A 21,199-nucleotide genomic window follows, 5' to 3' on the forward strand; every position below is an offset into this window, starting at 1 on the left:
GTCGGAGTATCCGCGGATCGCGCAATAGCCTGTTGCGCCAAGCGCAAGGCGAGTGCGCGTTGCATATGGCGCATCACTCAATTGCTCATGGGGTGGATTCTGCGGATCGACCGCTGCCTTTAGCCTTGACACCACTTTCCCGAACTCACGAGGTGTCATCATGCTCACGGGTAACCCGGCGGCAACGGCTAAGGCCGAACAATCTGCTTCACTCTCCGGCCTGATGGTCGCGTTCCTGGCGTTTTGCTGCGGCGCGGTCGTTGCCAACCTCTATTACGCTCAGCCAATTGTCGAACTGATCGCGCCGCAGATCGGCCTGTCCAGCGCCAATGCCAGTCTGATTGTTTCGCTCACACAATTTGGTTATGCGTTGGGCCTGCTGTTGCTGGTGCCACTGGCCGACCTGATGGAAAACCGACGCCTTGTCGTGGGTTTTACCCTCGCCGCGAGCGTGACCCTGTTGTGTGCCGGTCTGACGCATTCGCCGTCGATGTTCCTCATATTGTCCTTGCTGATCGGTCTTACCTCAGTGGCGGTGCAGATTCTTGTGCCTCTGGCGGCGCATCTGGCGCCGGAAGCAACGCGGGGGCGCGTTGTGGGCAACATTATGAGCGGGCTGTTACTGGGTATTTTGCTGTCACGTCCGCTGTCGAGCCTGCTGGTGGAAGTGTTCGGCTGGCGCGGGGTGTTTTTCAGCGCCGCGGCACTGATGGCCGTCATTGCGGTGATTATGGCGACTGCGCTACCGCGGCGTGTACCGACTCATCAGGCCACCTATCCGGCATTGATCGGTTCGGTGTTTGCGCTTGCCCGTCGCCATCCGATCCTACGGCAACGTTCGTTGTATCAGGGCTTATTGTTCGCCAGCTTCAGCCTCTTCTGGACTCTCGCGCCCATCGAATTGATGCGTCACCACGCGTTCAGTCAGGCGCAGATCGCGATTTTTGCGCTGGTCGGAGCCGTCGGTGCAGTGGCAGCACCGATTGCCGGGCGCTTGGCCGATGCCGGGCATGGCCGCCGCGGGACATTGGCCGCACTGCTGTTGGCACCCGTCTCGCTATTGATCGCGGCGCTGCCTGGCAGCAGTTACCTCTGGCTGGTGATGTGCGCAGTGCTGCTGGATTTCGCCGTGCAACTGAACATGGTGCTGGGTCAACGAGAGGTGTATGCCATCGACCCGCACAGTCGCGCGCGCCTGAATGCGGTTTACATGACCAGCATCTTCGTGGGCGGTGCCTTGGGCTCGTTGGTGGCGAGCCCACTGTATGAGCATTTCGGCTGGAACCTGTCTGCCGTGACGATGGCATTGTTGCCCGCTCTGGCTTTGCTAATGTTTCTGGGACGCAAGGCAAATGCCTGAGTGCCAGGCGTCGGTGTGAGGCGTGAGGTGCAATCGTACAAGACGGCGCGAGACGAGTGATGCACAATCGTCTGCGTTCCTTTTCGACCGGATTGCACCTATGGACAAGCTGTTGGCATTGAAGATGTTTGTTGAAACCGTGCGTTGCGGTGGTTATTCCTCCGCAGCACGCAAACTCGGCATCTCGACATCTTCGGTGACACGCCAGGTGGCAGGACTCGAAAATGAGTTGGGTGCCAGTCTTCTTAACCGCACGACTCGCAACACCAGCGTTACCGTCGCCGGGCAAACCTATTTCGAGAAGGCCGTCGCCATTCTCGATGCCATTGATCAAGCCGATGCCGTAGTCGCCGACCGTGGCATCGAGGCCCAGGGACGCCTGCGGATCAGCGTCCCGGTGGAGTTTGGTCGACGAATCATCGCGCCGCATCTGGGCCGGTTGCTTGCTCGTCATCCAGGACTGGAAATCAGTGTGTCGTTGAGCGATCAGGTCAGCGACCTGCTGAGCGAACAGATCGATGTGTCGGTGCGTCTCGGATCGTCGGTGGTCAGTGAGGATATCGTCAGCAAACGGGTAGGGGCGTTCCAGCGCTGGGTGGTGGCCAGCCCGGACTATCTGAGTCGTCACGCGACGCCGTCTCATCCCCGTGACTTGCTGGAGCTACAATGCCTGCGCTTCGATTACGGTGGTTCGCACCACCACTGGACGTTCCAGGGCGAGGAAGAAACCATCCAGCTCAACGTCCACGGTCGCCTGCAAAGCAACAACGCCGATATCCTGCGTGAAGCGGCGATCGCCAGCGGCGGGGTGGCCTTGTTGGCCGACTGGCTGGTACGTGACGACGTCGCCTCCGGTCGGCTGATACGGCTGCTGGAACATTATGAAATCAATCCCGGCAGCGCGAGCAGCTGTATCAATGCCCTGTATTTACCCAATCACCGGGGCTCCAGCCGGATCAATGTGTTCATCGATTTTCTTGAGGAGATCCTCGCGCCTGATCGATCGGATAACCGATAGCGCCAACTCAGGTGCGTAGTTTTCTGGCGGGAGAACCAGGGTGGCGCAATAGAATCTGCAGGCGCCAGAAACGACAAAGCCCTGAATAATCAGGGCTTTGTCGTATGAAGATGGCGGAGGCGATGGGATTCGAACTCATGGACCTGTTACAGTCGACGGTTTTCAAGACCGTTGCCTTAAACCACTCGGCCACACCTCCGTATTGCGTTGCGGGCGCCATAATACCCGAATGAAACACACTGTCAAACTCTCTACGTAGCTTGTTACAGAGCGTCTGTTATCATCCTTGCCACTGAATGTTTCAAAACCGGAGGAGTGTCGCCATGCGCGAACAGGATTACGCAGTGAACAACAGCGTGCAGGCTGAGCAGCTAGAGGTTAGCCGCGTCCTGCGCAACACTTATGGCCTGCTGGCACTCACGCTCGCTTTCAGCGGTGTGATGGCCTTCGTTGCACAACAGATGCGCGTCGGCTACCCGAACATCTTCGTGGTGCTGATCGGTTTCTACGGTCTTTTCTTCCTCACCAACAAGCTCCGCGATTCGGCCTGGGGCCTGGTTTCGGCCTTCGCCCTGACCGGCTTCATGGGCTTTCTGCTCGGCCCGATCCTCAACCGCTACCTGGGCATGCAGGGTGGCGCCGAAGTGGTCAGCTCGGCATTCGCCATGACCGCTCTGGTGTTCGGTGGTCTGTCGGCCTACGTGCTGATCTCGCGCAAGGACATGAGTTTCCTGAGCGGCTTCATCACCGCCGGTTTCTTCGTGTTGCTCGGTGCGGTAGTGGCCAGCTTCTTCTTCCAGATCAGCGGCCTGCAACTGGCAATCAGCGCCGGCTTCGTGCTGTTCTCGTCGGTCTGCATCCTGTATCAGACCAGCGCTATCATCCACGGCGGCGAGCGCAACTACATCATGGCGACCATCAGCCTGTATGTATCGATCTACAACCTGTTCGTCAGCCTGTTGCAACTGTTCGGCCTGATGGGTCGCGACGACTGATAACATGCGTGATATGGAAAGCCCGCTTCGGCGGGCTTTTTTTCGTCCCCGATTTTTCGTTATGGCCAATGGCCCGTAAAAAAGCCGCATCGTGATGGCGGCTTTGAATAATTGATCTACAACTATGACAAGGGATTGCATTGCCAGGGGCGGCATGAGGTAAACCGGTCAACCACCGCGCGAAATGTTCGCCACGTTCTCCCCCGATATCGTTCGCATTCGGCTACCCGAGCCAGGTCTGACTGCGCCCGTTTTTCAGGTGCCAAGGAGGTGTACGCGTATCACTGAGTGTTAACCGTGAGCCGGCCGGGCAACGCGCCCTGGCCCAATAACAAGGAAGCCCTGCGCATCAATCAGGAGATCGATGACTTTGGCAGGCGTTGTCCCTATAAGGAGATACCGATGATTCAGTCCCACGCAAAGATCGTTGCACTCATGGCTTTGGCAGGCGGGTTGTCCATGACCAGCGCCAATGCCGGCACCTTCCCTGATTTCGGCTTCGCCCCTCCCAAGAGTGAATATTCCGGCCCTGCGTTCCAGCTCAGCCAGAACTATCCCACCACAGCCCCTGGCGCCGCATCGATGCCGGCGTTCTTCAAGATTCTGCCCACAACGCGCAGCAACGATTTTGAAACCTGGCGAGCCTACATGGAGGGCGTCAAGCAATATTGTCTGGAGGGCAACGCCGAGACCAACTGGAATGTGCAGAAGAACACCGTGCGCCAGTGGTACCACATGCCCTGGCAGCATTACGGGCCAAGCGGGCGTGAAGGCATCCATGGGCTGACCCGAGAGGCGCCCATTCAGCCTAAACAGCTCGCTCACACACAGTTGGAGTCTGGCCAGACTTATGCGGTGGGGATCTATAACGATATCGGTGCCTTTACCATTGGCCAGGTCTGGAAAGATCCGCAGAACCCCGACCCAAGCTTCACTTCAAAGCCCAAGAGCTTCCCCAATGGCACCGTGGTGTGTAAGGCGTTGTATGCGGACATCGATGTCAATTCGGTGCCGTCGTTGGTCAATCCCTTGCTGCTGGATGCCTACACCGCCGTCACGTTTACATCCACTGATCGCGTCGTGAAAAAAGTCGCACTGATCCAGATGGACATTGCCGTGCGTGACACGCGTGTCAGCGAGACCGGTTGGCTCTTTGGGACCTTTCAGTACAACGGCATCGATAAGAGCAAAGGCGACTGGGAAAACCTGGTGCCGGTCGGAATCATGTGGGGGAACGACCCTGAAGTGACCAGCAGCGAGTTCACCAATCCGACCCCGACAGAAACCAAAATCAACCCTGCGTTGAAGCAGACCGCGATCAATGCCAATGCCAAAGAACTGCCGCCGACCCACCTGGGTTGGAACGGACGCCTCAATGGCCCGGTGGACAACCCCCAGGCTTCGTGCCTGAGCTGCCACATGACCGCTGAATACCAGCAACTGGCGATCATGAACCCGACCTTCCAGGCCGATCCGCCGGCGCCGGGCACTGAAGAGTGGATGCAATGGTTCCAGAACATCCCCGCCGGCCAACCCTTTACGCCAGGGACCCAAAGCACGGACTACAGCCTGCAATTGTCCGCGGCCTTGGCCAACTTCTATGACTGGAAATGCAACCACAGTGGCGTCTATGCCGACGGCAAGAATGCTTGCGAAAAAATCGTGCCGCTAAAACTGATGAAAGCGAGCAATGCGCCTCAGGATGAGGTGAAAAAAGTGCAGCGCAGTCCTGAGCTGGAAGACCTCGAGTAGTCTGGATCCCGGCCTCGGATGACACCGAGGCCGGGGCAGGCTCATGCCATGGGCGGCAGTCGCCGCTTGACCGGGGTCTTCTTGACGATGGCGGTGTTGGTTTCTGCCAGAACATTGAGCTTGTCCAGCAACGTGTCCAGTTGTTCCATCGAGCGCACATGCAGGCGGGCGATGAAGCAGTCCTCGCCGGTGACCTTGTCACATTCGGTAAATTCAGCGATGGCCTGGATCTGCCGTTCCACTTCCTGCAACTGCCCCGGTAGCGGGCGAATACGCACAATCGCCTGGAGTTGGTAGCCGAAGCACTTGGGGTCCACTTCAACGGTGTATGCCCTGAGCACGCCGCGCTCTTCGAGCCTGCGAAGGCGCTCGGCGACGCTGGGGGAGGACAGGCCGCTCAAGTTTGCCAGGGCCTTGAGGGAACGTCGGGAGTCCTCCATCAGGGCGCTGATGAGGATCTGGTCGATGTCGTCAGTCATTTTCCACTCCGTTAGGCCAATGTCCGAAGTTGCCTTGATAAAAAAGGTCAAAAGCCAGTTTAGCCTTTTTCCTGCCATGGAGGATCGCCCCTTCGGCTCGGCATACTGTGCCCACTTGCTGAAGGAGCCTGAAGATGGACAAGACCTTACGTCGCGGTTCGCTGGAAATGACCGCCGCCATGTTGATTTCCGGAACCATAGGCTGGTTCGTGCTGATTTCCGGTGTGCCGGTGCTGGACGTGGTGTTCTGGCGCTGCGTGTTCGGTGCGGCGACCTTGCTGCTGATTTGCGCCGGTTTCGGCTTCTTGCGTCCGGGTATCCTGACGCGCACCACCTTCCTGCTGGCGGTGCTCAGTGGCGTGGCGATCGTGGGCAACTGGGTGCTGCTGTTTGCTTCGTACTCCCGCGCCTCGATTGCCATCGGTACAGCGGTGTACAACGTTCAGCCGTTCATGCTGGTGGGGTTGGCAGCGTTGTTGCTGGGGGAAAAAATCACCGCCCAAAAGCTGTTCTGGCTGGCGGTGTCGTTCCTCGGCATGTTGGCCATCGTCAGCGCCCACGGTGAGCAAGGGCAGGGGGGCGGAGATTATCTGACGGGTATCGCTCTGGCGCTGGGCGCTGCCTTGCTGTACGCCATTGCGGCGTTGATCATCAAACATCTGACCGGGACACCGCCGCACTTGATCGCGCTGATCCAGGTCAGCACCGGTGTGTTGCTGTTGGCACCTTGGGCGAACTTTTCGGCGTTGCCTCAGCAGGCTGAGGCCTGGGCTAGCCTGGTAACCCTGGGCATGGTGCATACCGGCGTGATGTACGTGTTGTTATACAGCGCGATTCAACGGCTACCCACCGCAGTGACCGGCGCGTTGTCGTTCATCTACCCGATCGCGGCGATTTTCGTCGACTGGTTCGCCTTCGGTCATCGCCTCGAGTTGCTGCAGTGGCTGGGTGTGGCAGCGATCCTGCTGGCGGCAGCCGGCATGCAGCAGGGCTGGGGCATCAAGGTGCGCCGTCCAGCCCTGCCATAACCCATCCTTCGGCGCGGGTCAGAAGATGTAGTCGGTGGTCAGGAAGTTAGAGTCCCGCCCGCGGATGATGTCGCTGATCAGCGTCTTGTTGCTGTCCTGGAACTTGGTCGCCACCAGCGTGCGGATCGAAAAGGTGCGCAGCGCATCGTGGACCGACAACGTGCCCTCGGCCGAGTTTTTCCGGCCATTGAACGGGAACGTGTCCGGGCCTCGCTGGCATTGGGCGTTGATGTTGATGCGTCCGACCTGGTTGGCGAAGATGTCCACCAGTTTGCCGACTTCGGCCGGGTTGTTGCCGAAGATGCTCAGCTGTTGGCCGAAATCGGACTCAAGCACGTAATCGACCACGGTATTGAGGTCGCGGTACGGCACGATGGGGACGACCGGGCCGAACTGTTCTTCGTGGTAGACCCGCATTGCAGTGTTCACCGGATAGAGCACGGCCGGATAGAAGAACGAGCCGCGGGATTCGCCGCCGTGTTCATTCATCACCTCTGCGCCTTTGGCGACGGCATCGGCCACCAGAGCATGCAGATAATCGACCTTGCCCGCCTCGGGCAGCGGTGTCAGTGCCACGCCGTCTTCCCACGGCATGCCAGGTTTCAGGGCGGCCAGCCTAGCGTTGAATTTCTCGATGAATGCCGGTGCCAGGTCTTCGTGGACAAACAGGATTTTCAGTGCTGTGCAGCGCTGGCCATTGAAGGACAGCGAGCCGGTCAGTGCCTCGCTGACGGCGTTGTCCAGGTCGACGTCCGGCAGCACCAGGCCGGGGTTCTTGGCGTCCAGGCCCAGGGCGGCACGCAAACGGTGCGGGCGCGGATGGAGTTTTTTCAGATCGCTGGCCGCTTTGTTGGTGCCGATGAAGGCAAAGATGTCGATCTTGCCGCTGGCCATCAGCGCGCTGACAGTTTCCCGGCCGCTGCCGTAAATCACATTGATCACACCGGCCGGGAAGCTGTCGCGAAACGCTTCCAGCAGCGGCCGCACCAGCAGTACGCCGAGCTTGGCCGGCTTGAACACCACGGTATTGCCCATGATCAATGCCGGAATCAACGTGGTGAACGTTTCGTTCAGCGGATAGTTGTAGGGTCCCATGCACAAGGCCACGCCCAGCGGCACGCGACGGATCTGCCCGAGCGTATCCTGTTCCAGCTCGAAGCGGCTGGAGCGGCGGTCCAGTTCCTTGAGGGCGTTGATGGTGTCAACGATGTAATCGCAGGTGCGGTCGAATTCTTTTTGGGAGTCCTTGAGGTTCTTGCCGATTTCCCACATCAGCAGTTTGACTACCACCTCGCGTTGCTCACGCATGCGCGCCAGGAAAGCCTCCACATGGCGGATGCGTTCAGCAACGCGCATCGTTGGCCACTGGCCCTGGCCGCGGTCATACGCGCGCACGGCTGCATCCAGGGCGGTGAGTGCGGTCTGAGCATCCAGCAGTGGTGTGCTGCCCAGTATCACTTGCTCGTCCCCCTGCGGGCCTGCTAGGTAGACCGGGCTGCGAACAACTGCCAGCGGCCCTTGCCAGGTTTGCAGCACGCCATCGATCAGGTATTCGCGCTGCTCGATCTGTCCCTCGAGGCGGTAGGCCTGCGGAACATCGGCAGCGCTGGGAAACAGGTTGGCGAAGAGGTTGGCTTGGGTCATGTCGTTACTCCATCAATGAAATGAGCCATGGGCTGACGGCTTGCAGGCGTAAATCGCTTTTAGGGTTATACGCCCAAATGGCGGTGCTTTTTAAGTGCCGGGGGGCGAGGGACAGGATTTTATCGGCGTCAGGGAAGTATGGAGGCGGGCAGGCTGGACTCATTGCCGTTTGGCATGGCGAGCCGCCAGCACCTGGCTGCGACCCGCCCTGAAGCGAGGGTTTACCAACGCATCCGTACTCCCAGGCTGCCGATCAGCCCGTTGAGGTCGTTGTCGTCGACGTCGCTGCTGTAGTCAGCGCTGATGTAGAGGCTCACCACCGGTGTAACCCGCGCCACCAACCCCAGCCCTACCTCGACGGTGGAGGATTTGCGGCTGCTGCTGATCTTGTCGACTTTGTCCAGGGTCAAGGTGTCGGCACTCTGGACCGTGTGCCAAAGGTTGGTACGCACGTAGGGTTCCACGCCCAGGCCGTTGACCTGATACGTCCCTTTGAGGCGTGCCCCGACGCGCCCGCTCCAGGTGCTCAGTTCGTTACCGGAGCCGTTCTCGGCATTGGGGCTGTCGAGGGTGATGCGCTGGTTGATCAGTTGCGCCTGGGGTTCGACCACCCAATGGTCGCTGATACCGATGGGAAAACCGCCTTCGACCGACAACGTGACGGCATTGCCTTCAGCGGCCTGACGCTGGCCTTGTTCGGTGCGGCTGTAACCGTTGACCCGCCCGCCGCTGGCACTCAGGTCCACATGCCAGCCTGCCGGACCGGTCAGGCTCCAGTACGCGCCCAGATGGGTGCCTTGCAGGTTCAGTGCTTCTTTGCCGGGCTCGGCCATGGCCGGTGTCACCAGCGTGCCATCGACGCGGGTGATGACCTGATTCTGTCCACTGATCAGCCCCACGCGTTGGGTATGGCCGCTGTCGTTTCGCAAGGTAAAGAGGGCGGGGCTCTTGCTGGAGGTGGGATCAGTATTTATGGATGCGGCGCCCTGGCTGTCGGCCTGTGTTCGGTCATACCAGGGTTGCGACGTCTGTTCGGCGGGCCAGGCCCACACCTCCATGGACGAACACAGCAACAACGAAGTCGAGATTGTGTAGAAAGTGGTAGTGATCTCTTGTGGACGGAGGGAAGTTTTCATGGGGGCCTGCCTTGCAATCGCATGCGTTTCTCGCTTATGGCGTCTCTCCTACCCCGAACGAGGGGCGACCGAATGGATTGAGGCATGCCTCGGGCGGTCCGCTGTAGCGGGGTTCCGAGGCTTGCCCCTGACTGTATTTCCGGGGGTAGTACGTTGTAGTCAAGAAGACCGGTGCCGTCGCGTCAAGAAAATGAACGATGAATGGCAAACTGAAATCAGTGCCAATAAATAACTGATTTTTTTCGTTTATTAAGATCAGTGAATTGACGTCAAGCAACCGTTTCAACCCCTCTGGTTCACCGACTCCCGGTACGCCAGATGTTGCGCAGCATCAGCGTCACAAATGCACCTCCACGCAAAGCGGCAGGTGATCGCTCAGGTGTGTCCAGGGTTTGTTGCCCAGGATCTGCGGGGCATGGCTGGTGGCGTTGCGCAGGTAAATGCGGTCCAGGCGCAGGAGAGGGAAACGGGCCGGGTAGGTCCGCGCCGGACGACCGTGGTGGTGCTCGAAGGCTTCGTGCAGGTATTGGCGACGGGCGAGGGCAGTATTGCCGCGCAACTGCCAATCGTTGAAATCACCGGCGATGATCACCGGGGCGTCTTCGGGCAACGAATCCAGCAGTTGGCAGAGCAACTTGAGCTGCAACTGGCGATGGCTTTCCAGAAGGCTCAGGTGCACGCAGATGCCGTGGACTTCGGCATGACCCGGAACGTCCAGCACGCAATGCAGCAGCCCGCGTCGCTCGGGACCGGTGATGGAAACGTCGAGGTTACGAAACTCACGGATCGGGTATTTGGACAGCAATGCATTGCCATGATGGCCATCGGGATACACCGCGTTACGACCGTATGCAAAATCGCTCCACATGCTGTCGGCGAGGAATTCGTACTGGGACATTTGCGGCCAGTTCTCGTAGCGCGAAGCGTGGCGGTCGTGTTCGCCCAGCACTTCCTGCAGGAACACCAGATCGGCACCGGTGCTGCGTACCGCTTCACGCAGCTCGGGCAGTATGAAACGACGGTTGAGGGCGGTAAAACCCTTGTGGGTATTGACCGTCAGAACCCGTAGCCGATGGACCGCTGCGGGCGTGTCCAAAGGCGTTGATTCGGCGGCATGCCGGTTGGGATCGCCAGTCACGTTCACTCCTGAATCAGACGTACCTGTTCATGCGACTTTTGGGGGCTGGCGCAGTTCCGGATTTTTCCCGTTGCCGAGTCAACCACCTCGCCACTGTGGGAGCACCGCTTGCTCGCGATGACTGAGGTTCATTCAACATTGATGCAAACTGACTGACCGCTATCGCGAGCAAGCTTTGCTCCCACAGAAGACGTTGCATGTGCCGCCGTTTTCGTGAGCAAGCCCACAACGGCGCGGTGGTCAGATGAACACAATCTCATAAGGCAAACCCATGCGATCGAGAATCACCCGTGGCACCAGCGGTGCGATGCCGTTGGCGGGTTCGCCGTTGAGCTGGCTGGCATAGGCGTGCATGGCGTGGCGTTTGCGGGCGGTGGTCCAGATATCCAGGCGCAGCTTGCGGGCCCGGTGCCAAGGGATTTTGTTTTGCTCACGGAGCGGCCAGTGCCAGGCCCACACCGGCAACTCAATGAACACGGCCGCGATGCTTTCGGCGGCCAGGGCTCCGGCGCGGCCAACGGCATCATGGTCGCTGTCACCATCCTTGCGCCAGGTACTGAACACAACGTCTCCGGGCTTCAAGTACCGAGCGATGAAAGCGCTCAGTTGGGCCTCATGTTCGGCGAGGGTTTTTTCCGGGAAACCACCGCGCACCCATTGCATGCCACGGGCCGACACCCCCAGGCGATGCAGGGCGTCCACGCTTTCCTGGGGATGGGGGCGGTAGGCATGCTGGCGCTCATCGGTCCACAGCGGTGAGCCGGGATGGCTGATGCTGCCGTCGGTGACCGAGATCAGCAAGATGGGATGACCCAGATTGCTCAGCAACTGGAGCAGACCGCCACAGGCGCCGACCTCATCACCCGGATGCGGAGCAAGGATCACGGCGCGTGCGCCAGCGGGAGTGAGGGTCTGGGTACTGATAATGGGAATGTCGGCCAGCTGGGGGGCGCTGTTCCATATTTGCGGATGCTGTCGACCTGGCAAGCGAGAAGCGAGTTTCATGAGAGACGTCCCTGTTTGTGTTCAATCTTTCAGCCATGCATCGGGCCGATTGCCTGGTGGTGCCCACCAGGGCCTGACTGCGAGCTGCGATGTTCCGATCCTGGAATCTACCGCTCGACAAGTATTGATCATGTTGGGCGATTCGTCGCGCCCCATGTTGTTGCGAATGCTGTTTTTCTGCGCGGAGACTGAGCGGGTGAACAACCGCGTCCCTGCGGTTGTGTTTTTTTAACCCGGTTATCGAAGGTTCATTCCTCCTCCTCACGCTGCAACTCGAACAACAACAGCGAGCGGCCGGTGACGGAATATTCGTAGTCAAAATCGAAACGCTCCTGGCCACGCACCTTCGGCTGGTTAGTGTCGACCATGCATGTCCAGAAACTGCCTTCGGGCACTTCCGGCAGGCGGAAGTTGACGATGTCGTGATGGGCATTGACCACCAGAAGCAGGGTCGCGTTGCCACCCTTGCGACGAATACCGGTTTCCTGCGCGCGCCCGTCCATCAGCATGCCCAGGCACCGACCGTGGCCGTCGTGCCATTGTTCGGTGGTCATCTCGCTGCCATCGGGGGCCAGCCAGGTGACATCCTTGACGCCCAGGTCTTCGTTGTAATTGCCCACCAGGAACCGCCCGCGCCGCAGGATCGGGTAGGTCAGGCGCAGTTTGATCAGGCGCTTGACGAACTTGAGCAGCGCCTCGCCATCCTCGCTCAGGTCCCAATTGACCCAGCCGATCTCGCTGTCCTGGCAATAGGCGTTGTTGTTGCCGTGCTGGGTCCGGGCGAACTCATCGCCAGCGACGATCATCGGCGTGCCCTGGGCCAACAGCAAGGTCGCAAAGAAGTTGCGCATTTGCCGCTGACGCAGTTCATTGATCTCAGGATCGTCTGTCGGGCCTTCGACGCCATGGTTCCAGGACAGGTTGTTGTTGCTGCCGTCCTGATTGTTTTCGTCGTTGGCTTCATTGTGTTTGTCGTTGTACGACACCAGGTCGTGCAGGGTAAAACCGTCGTGGGCCGTTACGAAGTTCACCGAGGCGTATGGGCGACGACCGCGCTGGTTGAACATCTCGCCGGAGGCCGTCATGCGGCTGGCAAAGTCGGCGAGTTGGCCGTCGTCGCCTTTCCAGAATGCGCGCACCGTGTCGCGGAACTTGTCGTTCCACTCCACCCAGCCTGGCGGGAACCCACCGACCTGATAACCACCAGGGCCGCAATCCCACGGCTCGGCGATCATTTTCACTTGGCGCAACACCGGGTCCTGGCGACAGGCGACGAGGAAGCTGTGGCGCTCGTCGAAGCCATCGTGGTATCGACCCAGAATAGTCGCCAGGTCGAAACGGAACCCGTCGACATGCATTTCCGTGGCCCAGTAGCGCAGGGAGTCGGTGACCATCTGCAGCACGCACGGGTGACTCAGGTCCAAGGTGTTGCCCGTGCCGGAATCGTTGATGTAGTAGCGTTTGTCATCCGGCATCAGCCGGTAGTACGAGGCATTGTCGATGCCGCGCATGGACAGGGTAGGGCCTTGCTCGTTGCCTTCAGCGGTGTGGTTGTAGACCACGTCGAGGATGACTTCCAGGTTGGCCTCGTGCAGGTGCGCAACCATCTCCTTGAATTCGGCGATTTTGCCGCTGGCCAGGTAACGCGGGTCTGGGGCGAAGAAGGCAATGCTGTTGTAGCCCCAGTAGTTGGTCATGCCCTTGTGCAACAGGTGCTGGTCATTGACGAACGCGTGGACGGGCAGCAGCTCCACCGATGAAACACCCAGCTTGCGGATGTGCTCGAGCACATCGTCCACCATCAATCCGGCGAAGGTGCCTCGCAGGTTTTCCGGCACCGAGGGGTGACGCATGCTGATGCCGCGAACATGGGTTTCATACAGGATGGTCTTGTCCCACGGCACACTGACGCGCTGGTCGTTGCCCCAGGTATGGGCCGGGTCGATGACTTTGCATTTGGGTACGAAGGGCGCGCTGTCGCGTTCATCGAAACTCAGGTCGCCATCCGGGTGGCCGATGGTGTAGCCAAACAGTGCCTCGGACCACTTCAACTGGCCGACCAATTGCTTGGCGTAGGGGTCGATCAGCAGTTTGTTGGGGTTGAAGCGGTGGCCATTCTCCGGGTCGTAAGCGCCATAGACCCGGTAGCCATAGATCATCCCCGGGTGGGCGTCAGGCAGATAGCCGTGGTAAATCTCGTCGGTGTACTCCGGCAGCTCGATACGCTCGAGCTCGACTTCGCCGGTATCATCGAAAATACACAGTTCAACCTTGGTGGCGTTCGCTGAGAACAGCGCGAAATTGACCCCCAGGCCATCCCACGTCGCACCCAGCGGGAAAGGCAGCCCTTCACGAATCCGCGAAGCCTCGATAACGGGCGGCGGCGTAGTGTTTTTTGGATGGGTCATAGTTGCTCCTGCAAAAGACAGACAGATACGGCAATGCTGTTCACTTAAAATCTATTCGTTTCACTGTGGCGAGGCAGCTTGCTCCCGCTGTGCCGCCTAGCGGCACCATTGATGGACACCGCGCATCCAGGCGTCGGCCCGGTGTGGCGTCAGCACGCGCCCTTGTCAGAACGGGGGCGCATGCCCTTGAGGCGGATGTCAGGAATGGATCAGTTAGCCGGCGGCTTGCGCGCCGCTCGTGGCTTTTTCTCCACAGGTTTTTCCGCTGCGGAGCTGACCGCGGCAGGTTTGGCCGCAGGCTTGGCCTTGGGCGTGGTGCTTTTCGTGGCGGTCTTGGTGGCGGCGCTGCTCTTGGCCGCGCCAGACTTCAGGCCATCCGTCTTGCTGACCGCTGGTTTGCCGGCCGCTTTGGCGGGCTTGCTCGGTGCCAGGGCTTCGGCTTCGGCAAGTTTGCGGGCCATCTCCCAGTGGCGTTTTTCCTGCCCGGCGGGCTTACCCTCGGACTCCCAGATCTGATAGGCGAATTCACGAATGCGTTTATCGTCGGTACTCATCGCAGTGCTCCTGACTGAACTCAAGTTTGGATAAAGACATTGACCGGGAAATCCCCCAGTGCGTCGCTGACCATCAGCTCCCTTTGGGGTGTGACTGCCGCGCTGGAAAAAAGTCCCTTCAGTTTTTCATCCCCACGGGCAAACGGTAGTGATACGCGGGTGTCGCCCCAGTCCGATGCAGCCACCAGTGGCACGGCACCGTTTTCCAGCAGGCTGGCTGCATGGATCGGTACCACTATGATTGCCCGTTGTTGCTCATGCTCACGCATAAAGGCCAGGACCCGTTCGGCCTGAGCGCCAACCACTTGCAGTGGCTGATAGCGACCTTGCTGGAACAGTGGCAGGTGTTCGGTGCGCACGGCCAGTGTCCTGGCGATCAACGCTTGTTTGATCCTGCCATCGCGCCAGGTGCCTACCAGTTCCGCCGGGGTGCCTGGTGTTTGCATCGCCTCGCGGCGCGCCAGGAAATCCACCGGGCGGCGGTTGTCCGGATCCACCAGGCTGAAATCCCAGAACTCATTACCCTGGTACAGGTCCGGTACACCAGGGACAGTCATGCGCAGCAAGGTTTGCGCCAAACTGTTGAGGGCGCCCGCCGGGGCGATGACCTGGACCGCCTCGGCGAGGGCATTGCGCAGGGGCAGCCCCTCATCACCGAGCAACAGCCGTTCCAGGAAGAGCTGGGTCGCCTGCTCATAAGCGTCGTTGACGGCCGACCAACTGCTTTGCAACTTGGCTTCGCGCAAAGCCTTGCGTTGCCATTGCCACATGCGCTCGTTGTAGTCGGCCAGTGCCGTGTGGTCGTGCACATCCAGGTCTAGCGGCCAACTTCCCAGTAGTGCCTGGTACAGAATCAATTCATCACCGGCTGAAGGAGCGGCGGGGTCGCTGTGCAGCGAGGGCGCAAGAATGCGCCATTGGTCTACGCACGCCATGTACCAATCAGCTCGTTCGCTGATGACCGCCAGCCGCGCCCTGGTGTCTTCGCCGCGCTTATGGTCATGGGTGGCGGTGGTCATCAGGTTGTCAGGGAAGTGCTCCAGTCGCTCGAGGCAGGCGTCATGAAACGCTTGCGGCGGGGCGCTGAACCGTTCGGTGTTGTAGCCCACGTCATTGCGTGACAGCAGCACTGCCGAACGATAAAGCGCCGTATCTTCCACGGCTTTGGCGGCGGCGGGCGAGGTCAGTTGCTGGAAGCGCACGCAAGCATGGCGCAGCCGTTTGCGCTGACTGCCCCGCGGGCGATCCCGCCAGCGCATGCCGCCGAGCCAGTCGGCCAGGTAGTCGAGCACCGGCCAGTCGGCTTCGCTGAGGGTTTGTCGGGCGCCTTCCAGGGCTTGACGGAAAAACACATCGTCTTCGCCACAACGGCCCAGCGGGTTGATGTAGGTGCGGTACACCGGGAAGTGCACGATCAGTTCCTGTAACGCGCGGCGAATGGCGCCGAGGGTCAGGTCACGGGTCATCACGTCGTCCCGCGCGACTTGCAACAAGGCCTGGGCGACGCTTTCGAAGTCTCCGGCCAGGGAACCATTGAGAATCTGTTGACGGGCCAGACGGGCTTCTTCGATGAAGTGCGCCGGTCGCTCGCTGTGTCGACTCCAGAACTCGGCAAGGGGCTCGGCACCGGCCGGGTCATGTTGCAGCAACGAGATCTGGTTCATGAACTCATAACCGGTACTGCCGTCGATGTTCCAGTCCTGACGCAGGCTCTCGCCATCGCCGAGAATTTTTTCAATGAAAATGGGCAGGTGCCGCGAGGGTGAAAGCGAATCAAGACGCCTGCGCAATTTGCGGCAGTAGCCGCGAGGATCGGCCAGACCGTCGATGTGGTCGATCCGCAAGCCGTCCACCAGTCCTTCGGCGATCAATTCGAAAATTTTGGCGTGGGTAGCTTCGAACACGGCTGGGCGCTCGACCCGTAGGCCACCCAGCTCATTGACGTCGAAAAAGCGCCGCCAGTTGATGTCGTCCGCCGCCGTGCGCCAACTGGCGAGCCGGTAACTCTGGCGCTCCAGCAATTGATGCAGACGCTCGAATCCCTCGGGTTGCCGGGAGTCGTAGGTGCGCAAGTTCTCTTCAATGGTGGCCTGGATACCCGGCTGGCAGACCAACTCTTGCAATTGCTGCTGCAGCGGTCGGGCCAGGGTATGGGCGTCAGTCTGGTAGTTCAGCGTGGTAAAACGCTCGGCCAACGCCCTGAGGGATTCGGCCTGTTCGGATGGCAGCGTTTCGGCAGGTTTGAGTAATTCGCCGTACTGCATGGGGCAGATAGGGAAGTGATGCTCGTAATGCTCGGCCAGGAAGCTGCCTTGCGTGGCATCGAAGCGTAACGTGAGCGTGCCTTCCTGCAAGGCCACTCCGTAGTCGCTGCCTAAAAATGGCAGCAACAGTTGGCCTTCCATCAAGGGGTCGGGAGAATGCCACTGGATATCGAAAAACTCGCCGAAGGGGCTCAAGCGTCCCCATTCCAGCAGGTCCTGCCACCAGGGATTGTCATTGCCGCCGACGGCCATGTGGTTGGACACGACATCGAGGATCAAACCCATCCGGTGCTCACGCAGGGTGGCGACCAGGCGTCGAAGCGCGGCTTCACCGCCCAGTTCCGGGTTCACCTGGGTCGGATCGACCACATCGTAGCCGTGCATGGAGCCGGCGCGGGCTTTGAGCAGTGGCGAGGCATAAATATGGCTGATGCCCAATGACGCGAAGTACGGCACCTGGGGGATGGCATCGTCCAGGGTGAAGCCTTTATGAAACTGCAGGCGAAGGGTCGCCCGCAATGGTTGGATCAACGTCTGATTCATCGGTCACGCTCGTTCGCCTGAAGCCTTGCGCAGGCGAGTACTTCCAGACGCCGGGCGGCGTTCGGGTCATCCAGCAGCGCCTGGCTGTCACACGCCAGGCGACGCCGCCAGTTGGGGTGGGTATCGGTGGTGCCAGGCAGATTGGCCTGCTCGTCGATGCCCAGGGCGTCTTCGAGCGGCAGCAACACCAGCGGCGCACGGGTGTGGCCGAGGAAACGCACACTGGCGTCGAGTATCTCGTCGGTATCCTGGTGTTCTTCACGAAAGTTCTGCGGGTCCTGATTCAACACTTTACTCAGGCCTTCGCGTTCACGTGCGCGGTGTTTGCGCCAGTCCATCTCGGTGTGGGAGTCGATCAGGTCCAGCCGGGCGTTCCAGTCGATATCATGGCCGTGCCACCAGCCATTGAGGGTCGGCAAGTCATGGGTGCTGGTCGTGGCCAGGGCATTGTCCGGCCAGTCGAGGATGGGCTTGAAGTGGGTATTGTCCTGCTCGAACAACAGCACGCGCATGCCGAGGATCGACCGAGCGCTGAGCTTCTCGCGAAGACCCTCGGGCACGGTGCCGAGGTCTTCGCCCAGTACGATGGCCTGATGGCGATGGGATTCAAGGGCCAGCAGGCGCAGCAGGTCGTCCACCGGATAATAAAGGTAGGCACCATCGCTGGGCGGGGCGTCGTTGGGGATCACCCACAGGCGTTGCAAGCCCATCACATGATCGATGCGCAAGCCGCCGGCGTGGGCGAAGTTGGCCCGCAGCATCTCAATGAACGCGCGAAAACCATTGCGTACCAACCCCTCCGGCGAGAATGCCGAGATGCCCCAGCCTTGGCCGGAGCGGTTGAGGATGTCCGGCGGTGCGCCCACGGTCAACGAGGCGAGCAGTTCATCCTGCCGACTCCAGGCCTGGCTGCCTCCACCATCGGCGCCTACGGCCAGGTCAGCGATCAGGCCAATGCCCATGCCGCTGGATTTAGCCGCGCTCTGGACGCGCTCCAGGCAGCGGGTAATCAGCCACTGGCAAAACGCGTAGAAGCCGATTTCGTCGGCGTTCTCCTCAGCAAAATGCGCCAGCGTCGAACTCCGCGGGTTGCGCCATTCTTCAGGCCAGTGGCGCCAGTCCAGGCTTTCTCCCCGAGCCGCACGTTCGGCCTGCAGGGCTTCGAAGCGGCAATGATTCTCCAGGGGTTCGCCGCTGGTGTGGCGGAAACTGCTGAAATCCTCATGCAATGGGTGCTCGCCCTGGCTGAAGCCGTCGTACAGGGCGCGCAGGACTTTCTGCTTGGCCTGGGCCGCCACGGGCCAATCCACCAGCGGTTGTTCTTCCAGGTTGCGCAGTTGGTTGGTCAGGCCGGTGGCGTCAATGGCCGCGCGCAGCGCGCGTTCGCCGAGAACGGTGCCCGGCGCGGCATAGAGACTGTTGAGAAAGAGCCGGCTGGATGGTGAATAGGGGCTGTAACGACCGGTGTCACTGCTGAACATCGCGTGCATCGGGCTGATCGCCAGGGCGTCGGCACCGCGCTCGCCGGCGACCCGTACCAGCTCTTCCAGGGCCTGGGTGTCACCGAAACCTCCGTCGCCGGGGCGGCGCAGCGCATATAACTGCGCGCTCAGGCCCCAAGCGCGGGGCGTCGGATCATCCACGGCATCGGCCACGCTATAGCAATGTGCTGGCGCGACCGCCAGGGTGAAATGCTGGTCCTGGATGCTGACGTGCTGGTAACCCACCGGGACCATCCCCGGCAGCCTGGCGTCGGCGTCGAGGTTCAGGTTCAGTGTGGCGCCATCCTCGAGCTGGATTTCGCAGGGCGTGGCGGCTTCGAAGTAGCGGCTCAGATCCACGCTGGCGCCGACATCGGCGGTGATCAGCGGTGGTAATTGATGATTCTGTTGATCCTGCTGCAATTGCAGCAGGCTGGCGTCGATTTCCTGGGCGGTCCCGGCTGGATGGCCCAGACCGATGAGGACTGAACGCAAGACGGCGGGCGAGACTTTTTGCGCCCGGCCGTTGGCGTCGATCCAGTCCACCGCCAGGCCCGCTCGGCCGGCGAGAATTTCCAGTTGCGCATCGCTCATAGGCGCTCTCCAGTGATATTGGGCAAGTTTGCCGCTTGCGTCAGACTGACCAGCGCGCTGTAGGGCGCCAGGGCCCCCTGCTGCAACAGACCCATGGCGTGCTGCGGATGTTCGAAAAGAATCTCGGCCTCTTCTTGAGCGGTATGCTTGACCGGTTGATCGCTGAGGTTCAGGTCAATGCGCAAAACGCTGCCGTCGCCCATGCGCCAGCGTGCGCTGACTGCGCCATGGCCCAGCACTTCGGCGCCCAAGGCCTGGGCGCCGGGCAAGCGCGGGACGATCGCTTCACGGCGGATTTTCAGCAGTTGTCGATAGAGTGTTTCACTGGCCTGTTGCTCAGCGTGCTGCGCCTCCAGATCAGGCCGTGACACCTCGAAGGTATCGGCCGCGTTAGGGTCCGGGATGCGCTCACGCTTTTCGGGATCGGCAAAGGCACTGAACGCCTTGAACTCGTTGCGCCGACCTTCACGCACCAGCTCCGCCAGCTCGCCGTGATGGCTGGTGAAAAACAGGAAGGGTTGCCGGGCGGCGACTTCATCGCCCATGAACAGAAGCGGAATCATCGGCGACAACAGCAACAAGACCGTCGCCGCTTGCAGGGCCTGAGGCGAGGCCAGTTGGTGCAGGCGTTCACCCAGTGCCCGGTTGCCAATCTGGTCGTGATTCTGCAGAAACAGCACGAAAGCGCTGGGCGGCAGGTGGCCGCTGGGTTCACCCCGGGATTCGCCGTGGCGGTTGATATGGCCCTGGAAGACAAACCCCTGGCTGAGGCAGCGGGCCAATTGTTCCGTCGGCTCTTCGGCATAGTCAGCATAATAGGCGTCGGTTTCGCCGGTCAGCAGTACGTGCAAGGCGTTGTGCCCGTCATCGTTCCATTGCGCGTCATAGCCGTGCTCCAGCAGGCTGGCCTGGTTGTGTTCGTTTTCCACGGTCAACCAGACATGTCGAACCGGATCTATCTGTTCGCGCACCCTGGCGGCCAGCTCCTGGAGAAAATCCGGATCTTCGATCGCATGCACGGCGTCCAGGCGCAGGCCATCGAAACGGTATTCCAGCAGCCACATCAGCGCATTGTCGATAAAGAAGTCCCGCACCTCGCGGCGCCGGAAGTCAATTGCCGCGCCCCAGGGGGTGTGCTTGTCTTCGCGGAAGAAGCCTTTTGCGTACCGGTGCAGATAATTGCCGTCGGGGCCGAAATGGTTGTAAACCACATCCACAATCACCGCCAGCCCGTGGCCATGGGCGCTGTCGATCAAATGCTTGAGCTGTTCGGGCGTGCCGTAGGAGGCCTGGGGAGCGTAGGGCAGGACACCGTCGTAGCCCCAGTTACGGTCCCCGGGAAACTGCGACAGCGGCATCAGTTCGATGGCGGTCACCCCTAATCCAGCCAGGCGCGCCAGGTGCTGTTCGACGCCTTGGAAACCACCGAGGGCGCCGACGTGCAACTCATAGATCACGGCTTCGTGCCAGGGGCGCCCGGACCAGTGGGTATGGCGCCATGAATAAGCATGAGGGTCGACCACCACGCTGTGGCGGTCAATGTCACCGGCCTGGGCGCGGGACGCCGGGTCGGGGACCTCCAGTTCTCCGTCGATGTTGTAGCGATAGCGGGTGCCGGCGGGACAGCGGGTCTGGATCATGAACCAGCCATCGGCTTGGGGCAGTAGCGGGATTGAATCTCCAGTGTCGAGTTCGACACTCACAAAAAAAGCATCCGGGGCCCAGAGGGCGAAGCGTGTGTGCTCGGCATCGAGCATGACCGCGCCATGGGTCCAGGTTTCAGGCGTCCTTGACGGCATT

General features: G+C 60.5%; 15 protein-coding genes and 1 tRNA gene. 5 read left to right on the forward strand and 11 right to left on the reverse strand.

Annotation, left to right across the window (positions count from 1 at the left end; genetic code table 11):
- Nucleotides 1–160 precede the first annotated feature (160 nt).
- Complete coding sequence (locus tag BMY45_RS12215; RefSeq protein ID WP_092397856.1) at nt 161–1,360, forward strand: MFS transporter; 1,200 nt, start codon at nt 161–163, stop codon at nt 1,358–1,360.
- Between the two features lie 100 nt (nt 1,361–1,460).
- A complete protein-coding gene (locus tag BMY45_RS12220; RefSeq protein ID WP_092397858.1) occupies nt 1,461–2,378 on the forward strand; it encodes a LysR family transcriptional regulator in 918 nt (305 codons plus the stop codon).
- Nucleotides 2,379–2,489: 111 nt separating this feature from the next.
- Here the strand turns inward: BMY45_RS12220 and BMY45_RS12225 are convergent.
- A tRNA-Ser gene (locus BMY45_RS12225) sits at nt 2,490–2,577 on the reverse strand.
- A 124-nt stretch (nt 2,578–2,701) separates the two neighbouring features.
- Between BMY45_RS12225 and BMY45_RS12230 the strand changes: the two genes are divergently transcribed.
- Together BMY45_RS12230 and BMY45_RS12235 are read left to right on the forward strand one after the other, a co-directional pair.
- Entirely contained in the window at nt 2,702–3,373 is a 672-nt protein-coding gene (locus BMY45_RS12230) for a Bax inhibitor-1/YccA family protein (RefSeq protein ID WP_039588756.1), read from the forward strand.
- 402 nt (nt 3,374–3,775) lie between these two features.
- Entirely contained in the window at nt 3,776–5,125 is a 1,350-nt protein-coding gene (locus tag BMY45_RS12235; protein WP_092398568.1) for a hypothetical protein, read from the forward strand.
- A gap of 41 nt (nt 5,126–5,166) precedes the next feature.
- Here the strand turns inward: BMY45_RS12235 and BMY45_RS12240 are convergent, their stop codons facing one another.
- A complete protein-coding gene (locus tag BMY45_RS12240; RefSeq protein WP_092397860.1) occupies nt 5,167–5,604 on the reverse strand; it encodes an Lrp/AsnC family transcriptional regulator in 438 nt (145 codons plus the stop codon).
- Between the two features lie 134 nt (nt 5,605–5,738).
- Here BMY45_RS12240 and BMY45_RS12245 point away from each other — a divergent pair, with 134 nt between their 5' ends.
- Nucleotides 5,739–6,632: a DMT family transporter gene (locus BMY45_RS12245; protein WP_092397862.1), complete on the forward strand. Its 894-nt coding sequence runs from the start codon at nt 5,739–5,741 to the stop codon at nt 6,630–6,632.
- 18 nt (nt 6,633–6,650) lie between these two features.
- Here BMY45_RS12245 and BMY45_RS12250 read toward each other — a convergent pair whose 3' ends face one another.
- The 9 genes from BMY45_RS12250 to treZ all read right to left on the reverse strand — a co-directional run bounded on the left by BMY45_RS12250 (nt 6,651) and on the right by treZ (nt 21,198).
- A complete protein-coding gene (locus tag BMY45_RS12250) occupies nt 6,651–8,276 on the reverse strand; it encodes an NADP-dependent glyceraldehyde-3-phosphate dehydrogenase (protein ID WP_092397864.1) in 1,626 nt (541 codons plus the stop codon).
- Nucleotides 8,277–8,497: 221 nt separating this feature from the next.
- Entirely contained in the window at nt 8,498–9,412 is a 915-nt protein-coding gene (locus BMY45_RS12255; RefSeq protein ID WP_092397866.1) for an autotransporter domain-containing protein, read from the reverse strand.
- 337 nt (nt 9,413–9,749) lie between these two features.
- The gene (locus tag BMY45_RS12260) at nt 9,750–10,550 is read right to left on the reverse strand and encodes an endonuclease/exonuclease/phosphatase family protein (protein WP_092397868.1); all 801 of its coding nucleotides are present in this window, start codon (nt 10,548–10,550) and stop codon (nt 9,750–9,752) included.
- A 240-nt stretch (nt 10,551–10,790) separates the two neighbouring features.
- Entirely contained in the window at nt 10,791–11,555 is a 765-nt protein-coding gene (locus BMY45_RS12265; RefSeq protein WP_092397870.1) for a PIG-L deacetylase family protein, read from the reverse strand.
- Nucleotides 11,556–11,803: 248 nt separating this feature from the next.
- Complete coding sequence (gene glgX, locus BMY45_RS12270; RefSeq protein ID WP_092397872.1) at nt 11,804–13,963, reverse strand: glycogen debranching protein GlgX; 2,160 nt, start codon at nt 13,961–13,963, stop codon at nt 11,804–11,806.
- A 209-nt stretch (nt 13,964–14,172) separates the two neighbouring features.
- The gene (locus BMY45_RS12275) at nt 14,173–14,517 is read right to left on the reverse strand and encodes a DUF2934 domain-containing protein (protein ID WP_092397874.1); all 345 of its coding nucleotides are present in this window, start codon (nt 14,515–14,517) and stop codon (nt 14,173–14,175) included.
- 20 nt (nt 14,518–14,537) lie between these two features.
- On the reverse strand, nt 14,538–17,324 hold the full coding sequence (locus tag BMY45_RS12280; protein ID WP_092397876.1) for a malto-oligosyltrehalose synthase: 2,787 nt from the start codon (nt 17,322–17,324) through the stop codon (nt 14,538–14,540).
- The gene (gene malQ, locus BMY45_RS12285; RefSeq protein WP_092397878.1) at nt 17,321–19,399 is read right to left on the reverse strand and encodes a 4-alpha-glucanotransferase; all 2,079 of its coding nucleotides are present in this window, start codon (nt 19,397–19,399) and stop codon (nt 17,321–17,323) included. Before malQ ends, BMY45_RS12280 begins: the two co-directional genes overlap by 4 nt.
- Nucleotides 19,396–21,198 carry a malto-oligosyltrehalose trehalohydrolase gene (treZ, locus tag BMY45_RS12290; protein WP_092397880.1) on the reverse strand — a complete coding sequence of 601 codons (1,803 nt, stop codon included), beginning with the start codon at nt 21,196–21,198 and terminating at the stop codon, nt 19,396–19,398. Before treZ ends, malQ begins: the two co-directional genes overlap by 4 nt.
- Nucleotide 21,199: the final 1 nt, after the last annotated feature.

Origin of the sequence: Pseudomonas sp. NFACC39-1, assembly GCF_900110355.1 — a bacterium.
In the GTDB taxonomy this organism is placed as follows: Bacteria; Pseudomonadota; Gammaproteobacteria; order Pseudomonadales; family Pseudomonadaceae; genus Aquipseudomonas; species Aquipseudomonas tehranensis.

Bases quoted from the DNA above. Each gene is read 5' to 3' on its own strand.
- BMY45_RS12280 (WP_092397876.1), bottom strand. From the start codon at position 17,324: ATGAATCAGACGTTGATCCAACCATTGCGGGCGACCCTTCGCCTGCAG.
- BMY45_RS12265 (WP_092397870.1), bottom strand. From the start codon at position 11,555: ATGAAACTCGCTTCTCGCTTGCCAGGTCGACAGCATCCGCAAATATGG.
- BMY45_RS12275 (WP_092397874.1), bottom strand. From the start codon at position 14,517: ATGAGTACCGACGATAAACGCATTCGTGAATTCGCCTATCAGATCTGG.
- glgX (WP_092397872.1), bottom strand. From the start codon at position 13,963: ATGACCCATCCAAAAAACACTACGCCGCCGCCCGTTATCGAGGCTTCG.
- BMY45_RS12235 (WP_092398568.1), top strand. From the start codon at position 3,776: ATGATTCAGTCCCACGCAAAGATCGTTGCACTCATGGCTTTGGCAGGC.
- malQ (WP_092397878.1), bottom strand. From the start codon at position 19,399: ATGAGCGATGCGCAACTGGAAATTCTCGCCGGCCGAGCGGGCCTGGCG.
- BMY45_RS12245 (WP_092397862.1), top strand. From the start codon at position 5,739: ATGGACAAGACCTTACGTCGCGGTTCGCTGGAAATGACCGCCGCCATG.
- BMY45_RS12255 (WP_092397866.1), bottom strand. From the start codon at position 9,412: ATGAAAACTTCCCTCCGTCCACAAGAGATCACTACCACTTTCTACACA.
- BMY45_RS12240 (WP_092397860.1), bottom strand. From the start codon at position 5,604: ATGACTGACGACATCGACCAGATCCTCATCAGCGCCCTGATGGAGGAC.
- BMY45_RS12250 (WP_092397864.1), bottom strand. From the start codon at position 8,276: ATGACCCAAGCCAACCTCTTCGCCAACCTGTTTCCCAGCGCTGCCGAT.
- BMY45_RS12220 (WP_092397858.1), top strand. From the start codon at position 1,461: ATGGACAAGCTGTTGGCATTGAAGATGTTTGTTGAAACCGTGCGTTGC.
- BMY45_RS12215 (WP_092397856.1), top strand. From the start codon at position 161: ATGCTCACGGGTAACCCGGCGGCAACGGCTAAGGCCGAACAATCTGCT.
- treZ (WP_092397880.1), bottom strand. From the start codon at position 21,198: ATGCCGTCAAGGACGCCTGAAACCTGGACCCATGGCGCGGTCATGCTC.
- BMY45_RS12230 (WP_039588756.1), top strand. From the start codon at position 2,702: ATGCGCGAACAGGATTACGCAGTGAACAACAGCGTGCAGGCTGAGCAG.